This is a genomic window from Synechocystis sp. FACHB-908, from assembly GCF_014698595.1.
In the GTDB taxonomy this organism is placed as follows: Bacteria; Cyanobacteriota; Cyanobacteriia; order Cyanobacteriales; family Microcystaceae; genus Synechocystis.
In genome coordinates, this window is sequence record NZ_JACJTH010000023.1 from 50,730 (window position 1) to 70,937 (window position 20,208).

The following is a 20,208-nucleotide window of genomic DNA, read 5'->3' on the forward strand; positions in this document are numbered from 1 at the left end:
AAAGATTGATAATTTTAATCTAGATCTCCATTCCACATTCCTTCATAAGCTAGTTCTAACTCCTGAGTGAAATCTTTCGCTCTCCAAAGTTTAGATTTATACTTGCCCAAGTTCAACTCATTTTTTACTTTTTCTCTCAAACTCTTCTCTAATCCAAAACGAGTGCCCCAATAAACATATTCTTGATCATTCCAAGCGAGGCCCTCCCTAATATTTAACTGAGTCAAGAAAGTATAACTATTGCGGGACGCAAACTGTTTTCCTACCCGTGTTACTAACGGTACTTCCATCCATAACGTTTCCAACGTCGTCGTTGCACCATTGTAGGGGTAGGTATCCAACACCACATCGGCAATGCTCAGGTTAGCCCGATGGGTCATCTCATCCCCATCCTTGGGTAAAAACCGAATCCGATGAAGATCAAGCCCCATTTCCTTGGCCAACTGCTCCACCATTGCCCGAATTAACTCATTATCACCACCTCCCTTAATCAGAAACACACTATCGGGCACTGACTGCAAAATTTGTAGTTGTAACTTTAAGATATTGGGGTTCGATTTGATCTTATTCTGTACCGAAAGATAAATAACCGTATTGGGCTTAATTCCCAATTGCTCCCGACTTAACGTTGGTGTTCCCATTTCAAAACCATCCACTGCCAGATAGGTCTGGGGCAAACGCCATAATTTTTCCCGGTAATAGCCCTCGGCATCGTCAGGAACAACATAGGGATCAACAATGAAATAATCAATCGCCGGTAAACCTGATGCATCCGACCCTAACCAACTAACCTGAACAGGGGCCGGTTTGTGGGCCAACACCTGGGCCGTAATATTATGGGTCAGCACATCCAAATCTACCAAAATTTGAATTTGATCTTGCTTAATTTGCTTAATAATTTCATTTTTATCCCGACCAAAGTGATAGTATTTACTGACATTAGGATAAATCCAGTTTTCGGTTAACTCATCTTCTGGTTGTCCGATCAAATAAACAAAAATTTCAAATTTTTCCCTATCATGATACTTAAATAACCAACGGCATAGCCATCCCACTGAATGTTGCCTGAGAGTATGGGCAATATAACCAATCCGTTTTAGAGAAACTTGTTTTTTCTTAGGCAAATTTTCTTCTTGGCAAATAGTCTTATTTTGATTCTCAGTTAAATTTTGCTGAAAAATACTAGCGTTAAAATTTAAGCATCGACGATTAGATTCAGGTTCATCAAATAGGTAAAGTAGAGAAAACCCCAGTCCCCAAAAGCGGTCTCTTAAAAAATTATTTAAGACAACAGACTTTTCATTTTGTAATAAAATAAAATAATCTTTGAAAATAGAAGCTATACTTTGAACTTGTTCCCAATCATTGCCTGTCATAAAAGCAGATAATAATCTTGATGATAAATAAAAACCAAAATCAGGCTCAAAGTCTTGTTGTCTGAAAATATTTAATAGATTTCTTGCTGTTCTTAATAGAGCATCTTGATCTTTACGTAGTCCGTAAAATCGGATAAGATCATTAAGAATAAAAAGATTATTCGGAGAATATTGAAGGCAGATTTCAGCAATTTCAACACCATAACTAAAAAGTTGCTTATCATAAACCATACTATTAGCAAAAGCCATAACAGCATCACACCAAGGCAAATTGACTAAAAGTGGAATACTAGATCTTAAAAAATCAAGGGAAAGGGCAGTGGGAAACTCTAAAATTGATAGAGTGGCCCTTAATAAAAGCTCTTCTTCTTGTTGACTAATACAACCAGAATCAATAGAATTAATTAACGCAACTGTGCCTAAATAAGCCAGCTTCTCAGCCGAGAATACCTTAAGCTCACAGGCAACAACAAGTAAATTTAGATGTCCTGCCAGGTAATTGGGGACTATCTTGATTATCTGTTGCCATAATATCAACACTGTTTGTTTATCATTTTTATTAAGCTCTATGTGTTGTTCAATAAAGCCAACTAGTGAAAGCAACCCTTCATCAAAAGATGTAAAGCATTGCAACAAACCCAGCGACCAAATTTCTTCCGCTTTTTCTTCCCCTACAGAGATAAGATAATTCAATCCTAACTCCCAATATAAAATAGGGATAAAAGGATTATTTTCCAGTTCTTTTTCAAGTTCAATTATTCTTAAATCATTAACTTGCTTTTCAATTTTCATTTGTTTGATAATTTATTTAATGTTTTTTACACTCATCATAGTTACTTCAATGCAATAACATTTAAGCTTATGTAAGTATCTGCAAGCCTAATCAGACTACAGTCTTGAAATAAATCAAATTCAGTAACCCTTTCATAATTTTCAAATCCCGCCATTTCCAAATACATCCCCAAAATTTCTTCATCTAATCCCACTTTATGGACATCATAAACATCCATTTGTCCACCGAACATCATTCTCATAATGTGATGACGTTCCAGTGGATGGGAATTTGGGTGCAGATATAACCAACACAAAGTCTTCAAGTCTGGGACACTAATCATTAACTTACCCCCTATCCTAAGCACTCGGTGCCATTCCTTTAATGTACTGGTCAACTCATCGTCGATGTTGTAATAAAAATGTTCAAGGACATGGCTAGCATATATTACATCAACCGAATTGTCCTCGAACATTGATAAATTGCTGGCATTGCAAACATAATCAACCTCTGGACGATCTAAAACATCAACAATCCTCCATTCAGGGGAGACTTCTTTGCCGCCAATGTGTAACTTAATAATCTCAGTTTGAGTCATAAATCTTTAGTTATTACGAGTAAAATCATATATTCTAATATCATGCTTCAAATTTACTTAGGCGAAACGTGTCCTCAAAAAAACTTAACCTTAACAGAGTCTCTTTCCAAGACTGACCAAATGACGACCCCATTTAAAGACTACTGTGGCAACCAATCTTCATCCAGTACTTGTTCAAGGGTAGCAATGGGCTCCTCTGGAAATTTACTGAGGGGAAGTTGAGAATGTTTAGCTGCTAATTTTCTACCTTTTTTGTACCCCTCCACTAAATAGTCTCTTGCATAGTTACGTAAACTCGGATTATCCTCTAACACCTGGAGAAGCTGTAGGCGGAAATTCAAGATTTTCCTTTCCCAATGCCCTTGATTCCGGATAAATTCTGCTTGCCAGTAAACAATCAAAAGGAGATGTTCAAAAATATGATTGAGAAGACTTTGTAATTTATGTTTATCGCGCCGACTCAAATCTTCTACCTCCTCAATTAAATTTTCCCAATCTAGAGCATCCAAGTCTTGATTTTTAAGTTTAGCAACAGTTTCTAAAACCCAAAGATTGTAATCTGTCTCATAAAGATTTGTATTGGTTTTGTGGAGTTCAGCAACCATAGTGTTGACCTCGTTGATTAGTTGTAAATTTTATTCTAGCTTCTACCCAATCAATGGTAATACCATCTATAAATCGAAATGAATTATCTGGCGATCTCGCAGAGATCCGCTGCGCGGTGCGCCTAGGGCAACCAATCTTCATCCAGTACTTGTTCAAAGGTAGCAATGGGTTGTTCGGGAAAATTTTCAATCGATAAGCCCGAACTATCAGAAGCTAAACTTATGCCATTTTTGTAACATTTATCAAAAATCTCTGACAAATAAGGTTTTAGGCTTGGGCTGTCACTTAGCAATCGGTCAATTTGAAGACGAAAATTGCGAATTTCTCGCCTCCAATGGTTTCGGTTTCTTTCTTTTTCTGAATGCCAATAGCCCAACTTTAATAAATGCTCGAATAGTCTGGTTAGCAAACTAGCTAGTTTGTGCCTATCTCGCCGACTCAAGCTTAATACCTCCTCAATCAAATATTCCCAGTCTAGATTCTCTAAATCTCGGCATTGCAACTTTTGTACGGTTTCTAGAATCCAAAGATTGTAATCCGTCTCATAAAGACTTGTATTAGTTTTGCGGAGTTCGGCAACCATGCTGTTTTCCCAAATGATTAATCGTCAATCTTATTTTAGCTTCCACTCAATGAGTGGGCACACGATTTGCCTCATTATCTGGCGATCGCATAGGGCAACCAATCTTCATTCAATATTTGTTCAAGGGTAGCAATGGGTTCCTCTGGAAATGTACTGAGGGGAAGTTGAGAACGCTTAGCCGCGATCTTGCGCCCATACTGGTAACATTCTTGCCAAATTTCTTGCAAATAAACTTTGAGACTAGGACTATCTGCTAATTCATCCTCAATCAATTGACGAAAATTAATAATCTCGGCCTCCCAATGATTACGATTGTTCTGCTCCTCACTTTTCCAATAGGACAATTTTAATAAATGTTCAAATAATAACCTCAAAAGACTTTTGAGCTTTTTTTTATCCCGCCGACTCAAATCCTCTACCTCCTCAATTAAATTCTCCCAATCCAGATTATCTAAATCTTTATTTTTTAGTTTGACAACAGTTTCTAAAACCCAAAGATTGTAATCTGTCTCATAAAGATTTTGATTTGTTTTGCGGAGTTCAGCAACCATAGTGTTGACCTCGTTAATTAGTTGTAAATTTTATTCTAGCTTCTACCCAATCAATGGTAGTACCATCTATAAATCGAAATGAATTATCTGGCGATCTCGCAGAGATCCGCTACGCGGTGCGCCTAGGGCAACCAATCTTCATCCAGTACCTGCTCAAGGGTAGCAATGGGGTGTTCGGGAAAGATGCTGAGAGGAAGTTCGGATTGGTCAGCAGCCAATTCTCTCCCATCACGATAACATTTATCAAAGATGTCACTAAGATAGTTTCGTAAACTTGGACTACTTTCTAACTCTTCATTAATCTGTTTCCGGAAATTACGAATTTCTCTCCTCCAATGGCCTTCATTCCTTTGAAGCTCAGATTGCCAATATGTGAGTTTAAGAAGATGTTCACACAGTAGACGTAAAAGACTTTTAAGCTTTTTTTTGTCGCGCCGACTCAAATCCTCCACCTCCTCAATTAAATTGTCCCAATCTAGACCATCCAAGTCTCGACTTTTCAACTTGGCGACAGTTTCTAAAACCCAAAGATTGTAGTCTGTCTCATAAAGATTTGTATTGGTTTTGCGGAGTTCAGCAACCATGCAACCTTCCTCAATCATTTGTCTTAAGCTTCATTGTAGCCTTAGCAAAAATTGTCCCCAAAATTGGCATCTTGAGCCGGATGTGACTAGAATCGGGAATAGGTTTATATTCATATTTGTTTACAATCAACCTCCGCCACCATGGTCAAATCCGTTAGCTTGCTCCGGTCCCAATCCTACGAAGCGGGCAGTTTGCTGGCTTCCCTAAGAACTTTACTCGAACCCTTGGGGGGCATGGGCAACTTCGTCAAACCAGGCGATCGGGTTTTGCTGAAGCCCAATTTGTTGACTGGCAATCGGCCGGGCAGAGAATGTATTACCCGCCCCGAAGTGGTGGCCGCCGTGGCCCAACTGGTGCAGGAAGCGGGCGGTAAACCTTTCATGGGGGACAGTCCTGCGTTTGGTTCGGCTCGGGGCGTGGCAGAAAATAACGGTTACTTACCTCTGTTGCAAGCGTTAGACATTCCCATTGTGGAATTCCGAGGGGGACGCTACGCCACCGATAGTGATAGTTTTAACCATTTGCGCTTGTCCAAGGAGGCCATGGATGCGGATGTGGTGATTAACCTGCCCAAACTCAAGTCCCATGCCCAATTGACCATGACCATGGGGGTTAAAAATTTATTCGGTTGCGTCCCCGGCAAAATGAAAGCTTGGTGGCATATGGAGGCGGGCAAAGATGCGAATCGCTTTGGGGAAATGCTGGTGGAAACGGCCAAGGCGATCGCCCCGGATTTGAGTATTTTGGATGGCATTATGGCCCATGAAGGCAATGGCCCCATGCACGGCGACCCCAGGGAAGTGGGGTTATTGGCCGCTAGCCCCGACGTGTTTGCCTTGGATTTTGTTATTACCGATATTTTGCAACTAGACCCCGCTACTATTCCCACCATGGCGGCCCAGGAGCGCCTAGGACTAAATCCCACTGCGGCTGAATTGACCTTTCCCTTATCCCATCCCCGGGAGTTAGTGGTAGATAATTGGAAACTACCGGAAGTGTTGATGCCCATTGATTTTGGCCTGCCTAGGGTGTTGCGTTCCACGTTCAAACACTTTTACATTCGCTTTGTCAAAGAACCCTTACATATCTACACGGGGAAAGCCTAGTTACGGGAACTTTCGTCAAATAGGCTACATAAAGCCTACCGATCCGGCCTTAACCTGAAGATAAGACATAAAGTCAATATCACCCTCCGATTGCTAGAGGTCGCCCATTGCTTCAGTGGCGGCTTTCTTTTTAGAGTTTATTAGTCCTTTAGAAGCTGCCATGCACTGCTCGATTTGGGACGAATTTGAACTTTCTGTAATTGGTTACCAGGGGCGATCGCCGTGGTGGGGGCAGGGGTTTTGTTAAGATTCTAAAAACTTCAAATAGCGCTCCCCATGCTCATGGACTGGATTCCTTTCGAAATTCCCATTAATACGGCGATGATTGCTGGTGCTACCCTTTGGGCATTGGGGCTGTACCTAACCTGGGGCAGTGGGCGCAATTGGCTGATCGAACAGTTGCAACGGTGGTTTAATTTTGCGGAACGTTCCCTCTACACTTCCGTGGAGGAATATGAGCGCACCAAGGAAGCTCGGGAAGCCCAGAATGCTTTCTATGCTTCAGTAATGAGTATTTTGCCGTTTCTTCTCCTGGGGGCCCTCTGTAATTGGGGGGTGAAATGGGGATTGGGAGGAAGTTGGTCCATTAGCTTGGCCATATTGACGGTGTTCACAGGGGCAGTTTATGCGTTGGGGAAACAAAGTAGCAATGAGTAGGGTGGCGGGACAAAGAAAAACGGCGATCGCCAGGGAAAAAAATCCAGGCCAGCAAAATTACCTATCCGGTCGAAGTTGGGGGCAAAAATTAATCAGTGCTTTATTGTGTTGCCTTGCCCTGACGTTTTCATTGGGAGGTTGTTTTTCCCCGGAACTGAAAGACCAGGTGGTTTTTTCCGTGCTCAGTGACCCCAAAACTTTCAATGCGGTTCTGTCCCAAGAGTCCCCCAATGTTTTTGGTTATATCTACGAAGGGCTAATTAGGGAAAATCCTCTCACCGGGGAAAGAACGCCAGCCTTGGCGGAAAGTTGGGAAATATCACCGGACAATTTGACCATTACCTTTACCCTCAAGGAAGGTCTGCGTTGGTCTGACGGCAAACCCCTTACCGTAGATGATGTACTATTTTCCTATAATGATCTTTATTTAAACCCTAAAATTCCTAACAATTATCGGGACAGTTTAAAGGTAGGAGAAAGTCAAGCAGAACCGAAGATTACCAAAGTTGGCGATCGCCAGGTGGCATTTAATATTCCCGAACCCTTTGCTCCCTTTTTAGAAACAGCCCAATTTCCCATTTTGCCAGCCCATATTCTGCGGGAAACAGTGGAAAAAACCGATGAAAATGGTAATCCGTTATTTTTGAGTACCTGGGGCACCAATACCCCCCCGGACCAAATTGTGGTCAATGGTCCCTATAAATTAACCCGCTACGTTACCAGCCAACGGGTAATTTTTAGTAAAAATCCCTATTACTGGGAAAAGGGCCCCAACGGTGAGTCTTTACCCTACATCCCCAGGGTGGTGTGGGCCATTGTGGAAAGCACTGACACATCTTTGTTGCAATTTCGTTCTGGCAGTTTGGATTCCCTCGGAGTGCCACCAGAATCCTTTTCTCTGCTCAAACAGGAAGAAGAAAGGGGTAATTTTGTCATCTATAACGGCGGTCCCACCTACGCCAGTAGCTATTTAACCTTTAATCTCAACCAAGGTAAGCGCCAGGGTAAACCCCTAGTGGATCCGATTAAATCCCGGTGGTTTAATAATCTCAATTTTCGTCAGGCGATCGCCTATGGCATTGACCGGGAAAGAATGGTTAATAACATTTACCGAGGGTTGGGGGAAAAACAAAATTCCTTTATTCCTGTGCAATCTCCCTTTTTTAATCCCGATGTCAAAGTCTATAACTATGACCCAGAAAAAGCGCAAGCATTACTGAAAGCCGGGGGCTTTACCTACAACAATCAACGGCAATTATTGGATGATCGGGGTAACCGTGTCCGCTTTGTGCTTAATACCAATGCTGGCAATAAAGTGCGGGAAGCCATGGGGACCCAAATTCAAGAAGATTTGGGAAAACTTGGCATTCAAGTGGACTTTAGCCCCATTAGTTTTGGCGTGTTGGTGGACAAATTAAGCAACAGTTTGGAATGGGATGCGGTGGTTTTGGGCCTAACCGGCGGCAACGATCCCCATATACCTAATGTTTGGTATGTTAAGGGCAATTTACACATGTTTAATCAGCATCCCCAGGCCGGAGCCCAACCTTTAGAGGGACAAACAGTGGCCCCCTGGGAGCAGAACATTGCCGATTTAGCTCTTAAAGGTTCCCAAATTATTCCCCAGCAGGAACGGAGCCTAGTTTACGACCAAATGCAACTGGAAGTGCAGGAATATTTGCCCTTTATCTACTTGGTAAGTCCCTATTCCCTTTCAGCAGTGCGGAACCGCTTCTGTGGCATTGAATATTCTGCCCTAGGGGGAGCGTTCTGGAATTTGCCTTCCATCAGTTTTTGCGATAATCCACCACCACCGCCATCATCCCAAGCTAATCGTCATTTTCCTGGGACTGGGGGGGAGTAGGAGTTGGCGTTCCCATTGATGGCGTTTGATATTCCTTGATTTTCTCCTCCAGTGCTTTTAAGCGGGCCTGTAAATTTTCCAGGCGATCGCCATTGAGACGGTTTTCCTGGAGTTGTTGACTAATCAATGTATCGAACTCCCGCCGCAGGGCTTCCTGTTCGCCCATTAATTGGGCAATGGTGTCATTTTGGGCTTCAATGGTGCTTTGCAAATTTTCCAAGCGGGCTTTTTCTTCAATCACAAACGGTAAGCCGCCCTGGGATAAAAGATAAATGCCACCACCACAGAGGATCGCCCCCGCAAACATCAAACTGCCCACGATGGTGCGGAAATAGCGCTTTTGCCGCCGCCGAAATTCCGCCAATAAATCCAACGCCCCTTCACAGCCGGGTTCCAACGATAAACACTGACGCACCCGCAAATGCATTTGGTCAGCATCGGGGGCACGGTGGTGCTGTTTCCATTTCCCCAGGTAGGCTTCAGCGGAAGAGAGTAAAAACTTTGATTCCCCAGGATTAAAGGCAATGGCGTCATCTAATTCGGCAATGGCATCGTCCCAGTAGCCCAAACGCATATAACCCTGGGCCCGGGTGAAATGGTCAGCGGCTTGTTTTTGGGCCGCTTGGATTTCCTCCGGTTCAATGCCCAACTCGCTGGCGATCGCCTCCAATTCAGCGGTGGTGGGAATGCGCTGGGTGGATTGGCTTAACTCAGTCACCCGTTGGATGTAGTTTTCGATTACTCCGCTGTGGACCAATGCCATGGCCTAGTTGTCCTCGGCGCTAATGTCTTTCTCGACAATTCTAGCTTAGGAATCTGGCGGGGCTTTTGCCAGGGGCACCAAAGGGAAAAACGACTCCATGGGGAACACAGAGCCAGTTTTGGGACATTTATTGACAGTTAGCTGAAATTCATTAACAAGTTCTAACCGAATTGTTCTTCCACTTCCAAGTCAAACAGCATCTTCAGGGAGCGTAGGCATTGCTTACGGGCTTCGATATCCTGCTGGGCCCGCAGTTGCACCATGGGTTCGTGGAGAATTTTGTTGACAATGCCCCTGGTGAGGGCTTCGATTACTTCTTGATGTTTTTCGGCAAACTCGCTGCCCAGGCGGGAAAGGGCTTTTTCCAATTCCTGTTCCCGGATATCTTCCACCTTACTGCGGAGGGAACTGATGGTGGGTACCGTTTCTAGCGATCGCCACCAGAGGTCAAAGGCGGCAATTTCTTCTTCGAGTAATGCTTCAGCTTGGCGTGCCATTTGTCGGCGGCTGGCTTGGTTTTGGGCGACTACTTCTTTCAGGTCATCCACATTAAAAGCCCGCACCTGTTCCATAGCGTGGACATCAGCGGCCACGTTCCGGGGGACGGAAATATCCACTAACATCAAGCTTTTGCGGTTGATCACACAGCCAGTCAAATTCTCGCAGTTTAAAATTGGTTCCGTGGCCCCAGTGCTGGTAAAGACAATATCCCCAGCGGCGATCGCCGTAAACATATCCGTCAGGGGACAAAGGGTTAACTGGGCTTGGGGGAATTGGTTGGCTAAATCCTGGGAACGACGTTGGGAGCGGTTAACAATGGTGATGTCCGTGGCTCCTTTAGCTAATAGATGTTTCACCAACAGACAGGCCATTTTACCAGCCCCGATGATGACAGTTTTTTGGCTCGATAAATCCACTTGACGATGGACTAACTCCACAGCGGCGGAACTGATGGACACGGCTCCTGTACCAATATCCGTTTCGGTTCTGACCCGACGACCGGCGGTAATGGCCTGTTTAAATAGGCGATCGAGCAGACGACCCACCCCTTTATATTTTTGCCCCAACTTATGGGTAGTACGCACCTGAGCCAGGATTTGTCCTTCTCCGAGCACCAAACTTTCCAGCCCAGCGGCCACCCGCATCAAATGGCGCACCGCATCTTCGTGGAGGAGGGTAAACAAATAACGCCGTAGGGTTGCCAGGGGAATATTGCCAGTTTCAGAAAGGAATTGGGTAATTTCCACCACTCCCTTTTCTGTGTCCGTCACCACCGCGTAAATTTCCAGGCGGTTACAAGTACTAATGACAGTGACTTCTTCGATGTGGGGATAACTCCGCAGATGGGTTAGCGCTTCTTCCAACTTAGCTTCTTGGATGCTGAGTTTTTCGCGAATTTCCACCGGGGCTGTCTTATGGCTCAGTCCCACAACGGCAATATTCATGGGTTCTCCTAAAGGATTCTCTAATAAGGTGGTGGTCGCAGAAATTACGACGTTTTTTGTTAAACAAGTTTCTCTAATCTTTGCAATGTAGTCCGAATGGCAGACCACAATCAAGGGTCCATCCCGCCGGGGCTCATGAATTTTTGTTAAGCAAAACTAGCTCCGGTAACCATTGGGCGGCTTGCAAAATCTTTTGTAGGGATAATTCTTTTTCTAGCAAACAGGCGTGGCCGCTGTGGGGCAATATTTTCACCATGGCTTTGGGAAGATGCCTCTGCAACTTATGGGCTTCTTCCACGGAAGGCAGTAGTAAATCCCGACCACTGGCCAGAATTAAACTGGGGGAGCTGATTTTTCCCAAATCTAATTCCTGTTGGTTGAAATTTTGCAATAGGGCTAACCGTTGGGCCACGATCGCCGGGGGAATGGAGCGCATGGCATTGAGCAACTGACGTCGATCCTGGGGCTGTAACCGTTCTACAGCGGCTAAAAAGGGCAGTCCGGTGAGGGTAGTGACCGTTTGTAGGGCATTGGGTAACCACTGATGGAAGGGAATGCCCCACTGTAACCAAGGGCGACGGTCAAAGGCAGTGGCGGGATTAACCAAAATTAATTTGGCTACCTCCTGGGGGTACAGACAACTATAAGCCAGGGCTAGGCATCCCCCGAAGGATTCCCCACAGAGGTACAGGGGTAATGTTAATCCCTGCTGTTGGTGAATTAATTGGTGCAGGGCCTTGGCGATCGCCGACCAATCATCCGGAAGGGGCCCCGGAGTTAGGCGCAGAGCCAGTAGGTTAAAGTGCTCAACCAACTCCAGTCGTTGCCGATAAAATAATTTGCCCGTACCATCCAACCCCGGCAAATAAAGCAGACTTGCCCTGCGGCGATCGGGGGGATGAAGATTAACTAACTGCATTTTCTGTTAGATTTGTTGACGTAATTCTCTCCCTACCTATGGACGTTACCATTTATCTCCGTTGGTCCGCCTACGCTACCATCGCCAGTTTTATCTTTATGGTACTGGCCTTTGTTTTTCGTTGGGGGTTCCGCTTTCGCCTGGTGGGGGTGACGAGCTTTATGACAGTTTTAACGATAGGCATTTTTGGCCTGGGTTTGGGCATGTTCGACCGCCCCACGGTGGAAGGCTCAGTGAAGTTCAATCGGGTGTACGACAATGGTGCTAACCAAATTGTCATCAGTGTGCCGGTGACAGTGTCCGCTACGGAAGTGGAAGCCACCCTCAAACAGGCCGCCAATAATTACTTTTCCCTGGGCCGCATTTCCACCGACGGCAAAGAACAAATGGTGATCCGGGCCCGAACCCTGATTCATCCCCAGCCTGGCCTAACTAAACCCCTCTATTTAGGCTCTGCTTACCGCACCCTGGGCACCAAAGAAAACGATCAGATTGAGATTAAACTTGACCGCAAAGCCCTCCGGGAATTAGAGCGCAACCAGGCCGCATGAAGAACTTTTTCCAACAAATGGTGGCTAGTTTCTTCGGAACATTGGCCGCCATTGTGGTTTTGCTTAGCCTTGGGGCCACTGGCTTGGTGTTGCTGTTCATACTGGTTTCGGCTGAGGCAGATCCAGTGCTAGAGGAAAAAACAGCCCTCATTCTCGACCTAGCGATCCCCATCCAAGATACCAGCCCTACTCTCAGTCTACAACAGAGTTTACTGGGTAATCAGGAAGAAATATTACCCCTGCGGACGGTGGTTAATGCCATTGAAAAGGCCGCCGAAGATGACCGCATTGTGGCCCTATTAATTGATGGTCGCCGCAGTAACCAAGTGGACGGTTACGCCAATTTAAGTGAAGTGCAACAGGCCCTAATTAAATTCAAACAATCGGGCAAAAAAATTGTTGCCTATGGTCTCAACTACAGCGAACTAGGCTACTATTTAGCTGCCACTGCCGATACCATTTTAATTAACCCCATGGGGGGAGTGGAAATAAATGGACTAGGGGCCCAGCCAATCTTTTTTACCGGGGCGTTGGCCAAGGCTGGCATTGGGGTGCAGACCCTACGGGTAGGCAGTTACAAGGGAGCCGTTGAACCCTATACCAGGGAAAATCTCAGCCCAGAAAATCGCCAACAACAACAGCTTTTGCTAAATCAAATTTGGCAAATTTATTTAACCAGTGTTGCTAATAATCGTTCCTTAACGGTGCCCCAACTCCAGGCGATCGCCAGTGACCAAGGGCTGCTCTTTGCTGACATCGCCCTAAGGGAAAAATTAGTAGACAAGGTGACCTATTGGGATGAAGTTTTGGCCGAGTTGAAACAGGCGGGAGTTTGGATTAATGACCCCGAGAAAATAGAAGAGCAGGAGGAAGATAAAGAGTTTAGAAAAATTAGTTTGGCCGAGTACCATCGCCTACAAAACTGGGAAACCGAAAACCACGACCAAGACCCTAAAATCGCCATTGTTTACCTCGAAGGCTCCATTGTTAATGGTCGGGGCACCTGGGAAAACATTGGTGGCGATCGTTATGGGGAACTATTGCGAACTATTCGCCAGGATGACGACATTAAAGCGGTGGTGCTGAGAATTAATAGTCCCGGTGGCAGTGCTAGTGCGGCGGATATTATCTGGCGGGAAGTGGAACTTTTACAGGCTCAAAAACCAGTGATTATTTCCATGGGCAATGTGGCAGCTTCTGGTGGTTATTGGATTGCCACCGCTGGGGAAAAAATTGTTGCCCAACCCAACACCGTCACCGGTTCCATTGGGGTTTTTAGCATTCTTTTCAACGTGGAAAATTTAGGCGATCGCCTGGGGTTAAACTGGGACGAAGTGGCCACGGGGGAACTAGCCAATGTGGGCTCCAGCATTAAACCTAAAACTGAGTTGGAGTTGGCCATTTTTCAACGGTCGGTGGATCAGGTTTACGAGATCTTTTTAGATAAGGTGGGTAGGGCCCGCAATTTATCTCCTACCGCTTTGGACTCCGTGGCCCAGGGCAGGGTTTGGACAGGATTGGCAGCACAAAAAGTGGGGCTAGTAGATCAACTGGGGGGATTGCAAACGGCTGTGAACCTAGCAGCGGCCCAAGCAGAATTAGGGGAGCAATGGCAGGTAAAGGAATACCCCACTCCCAGGGGATTAAATTCCCTCCTCTGGAACAATCTCATCCATGGTCTCACTGAAACTAACTCCGTGGTTCTACCGCCATTTTTGCGAACTAATTGGCAACAGTTGGAGCGGGAATGGGCAGAGTTGGCCCAATTTAATGATCCCCAAGGCATTTACGCCCGCTTGCCCTTTTCCTGGCATTTTCTTAATCCTTAACCATTTTTTTGTGGGCTAAAACCATGGCAAATCAGAATTTTCCAGCCCAAAATCATCCCCAAACGGTGGTCATAGTGGGGGCATCCGGGGGCATTGGTTTAGGCTTTGTCCGTTACTTTTTAGAACAAGTACCTTTCCCCGTCAAAATTTGGGCCACCTACCGTCAGGCGATCGCCGAGTTAGACCATTTAGCCAAGGAAAATCCTGATCGTTTAACCCTAGTGCCGTTGGATATCACTGAAGAGAGCCAGATTGCACAATTTAGCCAGCAATTAGGCAAAACTGAAGTCAATTGGCTAATTAATTGTGTGGGCATTCTCCATGTAGAAGATAACCCACCGGAAAAAAGTCTGCGCCATTTACAACCATCCCAATTACAGCAATATTTTGCCGTTAACAGCATTGGCCCAGTGTTGTTAGCCAAACATTTTTTACCCCATTTGCGCCATGCTTCCCCCAGTGTTTTTGCCACCATTTCCGCTAAAGTGGGCAGTATTGGGGATAACCAGTTGGGAGGATGGTACGGTTATCGAGCTTCTAAGGCGGCGCTGAATATGTTGCTCAAAAATACGGCGATCGAATATCGCAGAGTTGCGCCCCAATGTGCGGTAATTTTGCTCCACCCCGGCACCACTGATACGTCATTGTCCCAACCATTTCAGAAAAATGTCCCCCCAGAAAAGCTTTTCACAGTGGAACTTACTGTTAAGCAATTAATGGCGATTTTATTGCAAGTAAAACCGGAAAACAGCGGCACTTTCTATAGTTGGGATGGCACAATTTTGCCGTGGTAATTTGTCAGTAAAAGATCCAAATAACTAAACAGCTAACGGGAGGGTAAACCAAAAATGGGATCCTTGCCCCGGACTGCTGGTAACGCCGATGTGGCCACCGTGGGCTTCAACAATTTGCCGGGACTGATAACAACCCAAACCAATGCCGGTTAGCCGTTGATTGTGGCGGTTGCGTAAATAGAGCCGGAAAAGGTGCTCACATTGGTCCTTGGCCATGCCTTTACCGTTGTCGCTGAGGGTAAAACGCACCATATTACCTTCGAGTTGGGCCGCCAGAGTGAGGGTAATACCAGGGGGATTGTGGTTGAGGGCGTTGCCCAAAAGGTTGTCGAATACCTGCTTGATGTAGTGGGGGTCTCCCTGGAGAGGAGACAGGGTCTCATCACATTTCAAGTTCAAAACTACCTGATGTTGTTCACAGGCCGATCGCCATTGGTGACAAATTTGTTGCAAAAAAGGCTGGAGCGGCAAGGCTTGGGGCGCAAGTTGGAGGGGACGACATTCGGCGGTTTGTTCTTCACAGAGGGCATTGAGAAGGGTTAACTGGCGATCGCCACTGCGGATCAGGCTGTCTAGGAGATGGCGGGGCAGGGTCAAGGCTTCCCCCTCTGTGGTTGATAAATTTTTTAGCACCATCAATAAACCCATCACCGAAGTACGCAAATCGTGGGAAATGGCTTGGACAAAGAGAGCTTTCATCTGCTGGAGATCCTGGAGTTCCACCATTTTGTCCTCTAGCTGGGCGGTGCGTTCCCCCACTTGCTTTTCCAAATTGGTATTCAGCGTTTGCACCCGTTGGTAAAGCTGGGCCTGTTGAATGGCGATCGCCACTTGGGTGGCCAATTGTTCCAGTAAGCGCACCTCGGCCTTTTGCCAATGGCGGGGCTGTTGACAATGATGGACCACAATCATACCCAACCTGCCGTCCAACGTAGCGAGGGGAATGGCCAGCAAGCTTTTCACCTGATAACGTAAAAAACTCCGCCGCAGTGGGTCTCCCTTGGGCAATTGGTCAGGATGATGGACCACCATTGCTTCGGTGGGAATGGTTTTAACGATCATTTCCTCGGGGTTTGGGGAAGCCGCAATCTGGGAGTTGAGAGAAGTTTTGTAAGCGGGACCACAGGATTCGGCCACCACTGCCAACGGACTATTCCCCTGCAAAAGAGCGATATAAACCCGGTCGGTCTGGAGCAAATGGCGTACCTCCGTCACCGTAGTTTGAAAAATGGTGCCCAAATGTAGCGATTGCCGCACCCGTAGGGCCACCTCCGCCAAAAGCCGTTCCCGTTCCCAACTGCCCCGCAATTGTTCTTCGGTGCGACGTCTTTCCCTCACCGCCACCGATAGCAATAGACTGGTGGTGCCTAAAACCAAAAAGAACATCTGCAGGAGAATCATTGCTCCGCTTTGGTCGGCACTTTGCACGTTAAAAGAGCCATTGCCCTGCACCGTAGCGGTGATCGCCAGGAGAGCCAAACCTGAAGTGGAGAGGATTCCCCCCCAGATTGGAAAACGAATGCTGGCCCAAACCACAATGGGAAAGGGTAAATATTCCAACCACTGGGTATAGATAGCTCCCCGGTCCGCCAAGGGAATGAGGTCATCCCCAGCAAAAATTAGCCAGGCTAACATCAACAAAAGGCCAGCGCAAACTAAGGCTTCCACCAATTGGAGTCGCTCCATCCGGGCTGACCAGGGCCAACTCCAGCGGCCATATCTAAGCTTGAACAGCAGAGGAGCGGCCAGCAAAATTCCGGTGGCACTGCCCAACCAGGCCAAAGATCCTGTCCACCAAATACGACCATCCCCCTGCCAGAGAGATAGCAAAAGCGCGGCGATCGCCGTCAGAGTGGCCCCCAGCCCCACCCCCGCCAGCAAAAAGACCATGCCATCTTGGAGTCGTTGACCCTGGGGAGAAAACTCCAGCATTTTTAGTCCCCGACCGGCCATCAGCACCACCGCCGTGCTAATCATCCCTAGGGCCAATGCCAGAGGTGGATCTCCCTGCACTACCATGGGGGCAATGGTTAAACCCAGAGCAAGGGCGATAATGTTCGTTCCCTGCCACCACAGCGCCAGCGCCATACCCTGCCCCAACCCCAAACTAAGCCATTGTTGTCCACGGCCCAACATTCCGTAGGCTAAGGCAGTGCATAGGCCCAGGGCGATCGCCAATGCCAAAGAAGGCAAAGCGGTGACCAGCCTCCGGCGTAAGGACTTGGGTAAGTAGATCAGCATCAATGGAAAGTCTGACAATGGGCGACGGGGCACACCGTTTTATTCTTAAAAGTGGTCGATATTCTTTCCCCCCCATGGGGATAATGCAACAGCGGGCGAACCCCCTTTTTGCATCGGCACCCTTACCGTGATAGTAATCACCGATGAAGTACAAAGAATTGCTAAGCACTGTAGATTACTATCTCAACTTTGCCTAAACTGGAATGGATTTTACTTCCCCCCATAGGGTGAAAATCGAGCCTTGCCTGCCTATGAAAATTTTGATCGTTGAAGATGATCCATTGATGCAATTAGGTTTGGAGCAAGCCTTGGGGGCCCATGAGCGCTTTGAAATTATTGGTCGAGTGGATAACGGCTATGGTGCTGTGCAACAGGCAGCGGTCCTCAACCCGGACTTGATCGTGATGGACATTGGCTTGCCTGGACTTGATGGCATTGAAGCCACCAAACAAATCAAGCAAACTTCCCCCCAGATCCACATTGTAGTGTTGACTTCCCACACCCTGCCCAACGAGATTATTGCTGCCCTATCCAGTGGGGCCGATGCTTACTGCGTTAAAGGAGCCACCCTAGAGCGTTTAATTTTGGCGATCGCCGCCGCCCAGGATGGAGCCACCTACCTAGACCCCCAAATTGCCCGGGTGGTGGTGGAAAACCTCAAGCCCCCCGTGCCGGAAGGCCAAGCCGACGTGTCTAGCCTTTCGGAAAGGGAAATTGACGTGCTGAAATTAATTGTGGAAGGAAAAAGTAACCAAGAAATCGCCCAAACTTTATATCTAAGCACCAACACAATTAAAACTCATGTACGGGGCATCATGAATAAGCTGTCCGTTGATGACCGGGTTCAAGCTGCCGTCATTGCCCTCCGTTCCGGTTTGGTTTGATTGCAGAAGGGGCTATAATCCAAGGCGTTTACTTTACCCGTCCTAAACCATGGCCAAAGCAATCTGGAATGGGGTCGTCCTCGCCGAGAGTGACCAGTGTGAAATGGTGGAGGGCAACTACTATTTTCCCCCCGACAGCATCCATCCCCAGTATTTCCAGCCCAGTAACACCCACACCGTTTGCGGTTGGAAAGGCACCGCCAGTTACTACACCGTAGTGGTGGATGGCCAGGAGAACCCGGATGCGGCTTGGTATTACCCCGATCCCAAACCCAGGGCGGAAAATATTAAGGGCTACATCGCTTTTTGGCGGGGTGTAAAGGTTGAAGCCTGAATTTTTTTGTAATTATGGGCAATGATTTCGACTACATCGCCATAAAAAATGGTAATTTTGTTTTATTGTATCTCCACCCGACTAAGTTTGTAATCGCCCAAGGCTCAGGAATTTAACTAACTACGATGGAATTAACTGGAAAAACAGCCCTGGTCACCGGGGGAGGCATAAGGGTTGGTCGGGCCCTAGTTATGGCCCTGGCGGAAGCCGGTTGTAACGTCTTTATTCACTACGGTAATTCCCAGACCGGAGCCCTAGAGGTTCAGCAAGAAGTGGAAGCATTGGGTAGGAAAGCTTTTACCTACTCCGCCGATTTGAGCGATGCCCAGGCCACCCAAGGAATTATTCCCAAAGCCCAGGAAGTCTTTGGCCAGGTGGATATTCTGATCAACAGTGCCTCGGTTTTTCCCCTAGAAGATAAATTCTTTCAAGTGGATCTCGACCTGTGGGAATGGATTTTTGCCGTTAATCTCCGGGCCCCCTTTCAGTTGTCCCAGGCCTTTGCTCAACAAGTAGCCGGCGATCGCCAAGGAAAAATTATTAACATTAACGATGCCCGCATTCCCCGACCAAGGCCAGACCATTTTGTTTACCGTCTTACCAAACGGGGTTTGTGGGATATGACGGAAATTTTAGCCCTGGAATTGGCCCCCAATATCACCGTTAATGGCCTCGCCCTAGGACAGATTTTAGAAGCTCCGGAAGCGCCGGACCCGGAAGAGTTTATGCGGGATTATGCAGAGCGACGTATTCCTTTAAAAATGACCGGCAATCCCAAAGTAGTCACTGATGCGGCCCTATATTTGCTACAACAGGATTTTCTGAGTGGCACCACCATTCGTTTAGATGGAGCAGAATATTTGAAGTTTTAGCTATTACCTAAGAGCGTGTTTGAAAAGTAGGGTGAAGAATGGAAAATGGTGAAAAGAATAAAATTTTCACCATAATTAATGATAATTCGAGAATTTTACAGCACGGACATCACTGATAGCCAGTGGCAATTGGTAGAACCCCATTTACCCAAAGCAAAAACTGGGGGAAGAAAACGGAAAACTAGTCTGCGGGAGATACTCAATGCCATTTTTTACATGCTCAGAACGGGGTGTGCCTGGCGACTTCTACCCCATGATTTCCCTAAATGGCGAACGGTCTATGGTTATTTCCAGCAATGGCACGAAGATGGTACCTGGAGAAAATTAAACCGTATCTTCCGTGAGAAGGTTCGACTCAAAGCTGGAAGAAATACTCACCCTAGTGCTGGTTGTTTAGATTCACAGTCACTTAAAAAGGCTGGAACTGGCCAAGAAACTGGCTATGACGGCGGAAAAAAGGTCAATGGTCGTAAACGTACAATCCTCGTGGATACCATGGGATTACTTCTCGATGTTGTCGTCCATGGTGCCCATCGCTCCGACCATCAGGGTCTGATTCTACTTGCTACCTGGTTTGCTCCCCTTTGGCAGTGCCTGCAAGTTATATGGACTGACAGCACCTTTGGCGGAAAGGATTTTATCTATTGGGTGGAGCATACTTTTGGTTGGAATTTGAATGTCGTCAGCAAAAAGCAGGGACAAAAAGGTTTTGAAGTCTTACCCCGCCGTTGGGTAGTCGAGCGCACCTTTGCTTGGTTTGGACGCTATCGTCGTTTAAGCAAGGATTATGAATATTTACCTACCACCAGTGAGACAATGATTCATGTTGCCATGCTCCATCTCATGCTTCAAAGGCTTGCTTAAAACTTTTCAAACAC

21 protein-coding genes are annotated in these 20,208 nt (G+C 46.6%); 11 read left to right on the plus strand and 10 right to left on the minus strand.

Annotated features, from left to right (window positions below; translation table 11 throughout):
- Nucleotides 1-14 precede the first annotated feature (14 nt).
- The 6 genes from H6G46_RS07940 to H6G46_RS07965 all read right to left on the minus strand — a co-directional run bounded on the left by H6G46_RS07940 (nt 15) and on the right by H6G46_RS07965 (nt 5,070).
- On the minus strand, nt 15-2,168 hold the full coding sequence (locus H6G46_RS07940) for a hypothetical protein (RefSeq protein WP_010872378.1): 2,154 nt from the start codon (nt 2,166-2,168) through the stop codon (nt 15-17).
- Nucleotides 2,169-2,209: 41 nt separating this feature from the next.
- Nucleotides 2,210-2,746 carry a methyltransferase domain-containing protein gene (locus H6G46_RS07945; RefSeq protein ID WP_010872377.1) on the minus strand — a complete coding sequence of 179 codons (537 nt, stop codon included), beginning with the start codon at nt 2,744-2,746 and terminating at the stop codon, nt 2,210-2,212.
- Between the two features lie 140 nt (nt 2,747-2,886).
- Nucleotides 2,887-3,351 (minus strand): DUF29 domain-containing protein, encoded by a 465-nt coding sequence (locus H6G46_RS07950; RefSeq protein WP_010872376.1) that lies wholly within the window; start codon nt 3,349-3,351, stop codon nt 2,887-2,889.
- Between the two features lie 122 nt (nt 3,352-3,473).
- Nucleotides 3,474-3,935, minus strand: a complete 462-nt coding sequence (locus H6G46_RS07955) for a DUF29 domain-containing protein (protein ID WP_010872375.1) — start codon at nt 3,933-3,935, stop codon at nt 3,474-3,476.
- 74 nt (nt 3,936-4,009) lie between these two features.
- Nucleotides 4,010-4,486, minus strand: coding sequence for a DUF29 domain-containing protein (locus H6G46_RS07960; protein ID WP_010872374.1), 477 nt, complete (start codon nt 4,484-4,486; stop codon nt 4,010-4,012).
- 122 nt (nt 4,487-4,608) lie between these two features.
- Nucleotides 4,609-5,070, minus strand: a complete 462-nt coding sequence (locus H6G46_RS07965) for a DUF29 domain-containing protein (RefSeq protein ID WP_020861674.1) — start codon at nt 5,068-5,070, stop codon at nt 4,609-4,611.
- A gap of 141 nt (nt 5,071-5,211) precedes the next feature.
- Here H6G46_RS07965 and H6G46_RS07970 point away from each other — a divergent pair, with 141 nt between their 5' ends.
- The 4 genes from H6G46_RS07970 (at nt 5,212) to H6G46_RS07980 (ending at nt 8,698) form a co-directional block, all read left to right on the plus strand.
- Nucleotides 5,212-6,177, plus strand: coding sequence for a DUF362 domain-containing protein (locus H6G46_RS07970; protein WP_010872372.1), 966 nt, complete (start codon nt 5,212-5,214; stop codon nt 6,175-6,177).
- Between the two features lie 115 nt (nt 6,178-6,292).
- Complete coding sequence (locus tag H6G46_RS18640; protein WP_255345314.1) at nt 6,293-6,424, plus strand: hypothetical protein; 132 nt, start codon at nt 6,293-6,295, stop codon at nt 6,422-6,424.
- Nucleotides 6,425-6,453: 29 nt separating this feature from the next.
- Nucleotides 6,454-6,834, plus strand: coding sequence for a hypothetical protein (locus H6G46_RS07975; RefSeq protein ID WP_010872371.1), 381 nt, complete (start codon nt 6,454-6,456; stop codon nt 6,832-6,834).
- The gene (locus tag H6G46_RS07980) at nt 6,803-8,698 is read left to right on the plus strand and encodes an ABC transporter substrate-binding protein (RefSeq protein ID WP_010872370.1); all 1,896 of its coding nucleotides are present in this window, start codon (nt 6,803-6,805) and stop codon (nt 8,696-8,698) included. The genes H6G46_RS07975 and H6G46_RS07980 overlap by 32 nt, the downstream gene beginning before the upstream one ends.
- Here H6G46_RS07980 and H6G46_RS07985 read toward each other — a convergent pair.
- The 3 genes from H6G46_RS07985 to H6G46_RS07995 all read right to left on the minus strand — a co-directional run bounded on the left by H6G46_RS07985 (nt 8,664) and on the right by H6G46_RS07995 (nt 11,825).
- Nucleotides 8,664-9,461, minus strand: a complete 798-nt coding sequence (locus H6G46_RS07985; RefSeq protein ID WP_010872369.1) for a hypothetical protein — start codon at nt 9,459-9,461, stop codon at nt 8,664-8,666. The genes H6G46_RS07980 and H6G46_RS07985 overlap by 35 nt on opposite strands.
- Before the next feature lie 161 nt (nt 9,462-9,622).
- On the minus strand, nt 9,623-10,906 hold the full coding sequence (gene hemA / locus H6G46_RS07990; RefSeq protein WP_010872368.1) for a glutamyl-tRNA reductase: 1,284 nt from the start codon (nt 10,904-10,906) through the stop codon (nt 9,623-9,625).
- Nucleotides 10,907-11,039: 133 nt separating this feature from the next.
- Nucleotides 11,040-11,825 (minus strand): alpha/beta hydrolase, encoded by a 786-nt coding sequence (locus H6G46_RS07995; protein WP_010872367.1) that lies wholly within the window; start codon nt 11,823-11,825, stop codon nt 11,040-11,042.
- Nucleotides 11,826-11,863: 38 nt separating this feature from the next.
- Here H6G46_RS07995 and H6G46_RS08000 point away from each other — a divergent pair, with 38 nt between their 5' ends.
- The 3 genes from H6G46_RS08000 to H6G46_RS08010 are packed head-to-tail and all read left to right on the plus strand — an operon-like array spanning nt 11,864 to nt 14,999.
- The gene (locus H6G46_RS08000; protein ID WP_010872366.1) at nt 11,864-12,376 is read left to right on the plus strand and encodes a Ycf51 family protein; all 513 of its coding nucleotides are present in this window, start codon (nt 11,864-11,866) and stop codon (nt 12,374-12,376) included.
- Nucleotides 12,373-14,205 carry a signal peptide peptidase SppA gene (sppA, locus tag H6G46_RS08005; protein WP_010872365.1) on the plus strand — a complete coding sequence of 611 codons (1,833 nt, stop codon included), beginning with the start codon at nt 12,373-12,375 and terminating at the stop codon, nt 14,203-14,205. Before H6G46_RS08000 ends, sppA begins: the two co-directional genes overlap by 4 nt.
- A 23-nt stretch (nt 14,206-14,228) precedes the next feature.
- Nucleotides 14,229-14,999, plus strand: coding sequence for an SDR family NAD(P)-dependent oxidoreductase (locus H6G46_RS08010; protein WP_010872364.1), 771 nt, complete (start codon nt 14,229-14,231; stop codon nt 14,997-14,999).
- A 24-nt stretch (nt 15,000-15,023) separates the two neighbouring features.
- On the opposite strand, the gene H6G46_RS08015 is transcribed toward H6G46_RS08010, so the two are convergent.
- Complete coding sequence (locus H6G46_RS08015; RefSeq protein WP_199303475.1) at nt 15,024-17,240, minus strand: MASE1 domain-containing protein; 2,217 nt, start codon at nt 17,238-17,240, stop codon at nt 15,024-15,026.
- Nucleotides 17,241-17,491: 251 nt separating this feature from the next.
- Here H6G46_RS08015 and H6G46_RS08020 point away from each other — a divergent pair, with 251 nt between their 5' ends.
- The 4 genes from H6G46_RS08020 (at nt 17,492) to H6G46_RS08035 (ending at nt 20,194) form a co-directional block, all read left to right on the plus strand.
- Nucleotides 17,492-18,124 carry a response regulator transcription factor gene (locus H6G46_RS08020; protein ID WP_041425800.1) on the plus strand — a complete coding sequence of 211 codons (633 nt, stop codon included), beginning with the start codon at nt 17,492-17,494 and terminating at the stop codon, nt 18,122-18,124.
- A 49-nt stretch (nt 18,125-18,173) separates the two neighbouring features.
- Nucleotides 18,174-18,458, plus strand: a complete 285-nt coding sequence (locus tag H6G46_RS08025) for a DUF427 domain-containing protein (protein WP_010872361.1) — start codon at nt 18,174-18,176, stop codon at nt 18,456-18,458.
- A 125-nt stretch (nt 18,459-18,583) separates the two neighbouring features.
- Nucleotides 18,584-19,330: an SDR family NAD(P)-dependent oxidoreductase gene (locus H6G46_RS08030; RefSeq protein ID WP_010872360.1), complete on the plus strand. Its 747-nt coding sequence runs from the start codon at nt 18,584-18,586 to the stop codon at nt 19,328-19,330.
- Between the two features lie 78 nt (nt 19,331-19,408).
- A complete protein-coding gene (locus tag H6G46_RS08035; protein ID WP_010872359.1) occupies nt 19,409-20,194 on the plus strand; it encodes an IS5 family transposase in 786 nt (261 codons plus the stop codon).
- The last annotated feature ends 14 nt before the right edge of the window (nt 20,195-20,208 follow it).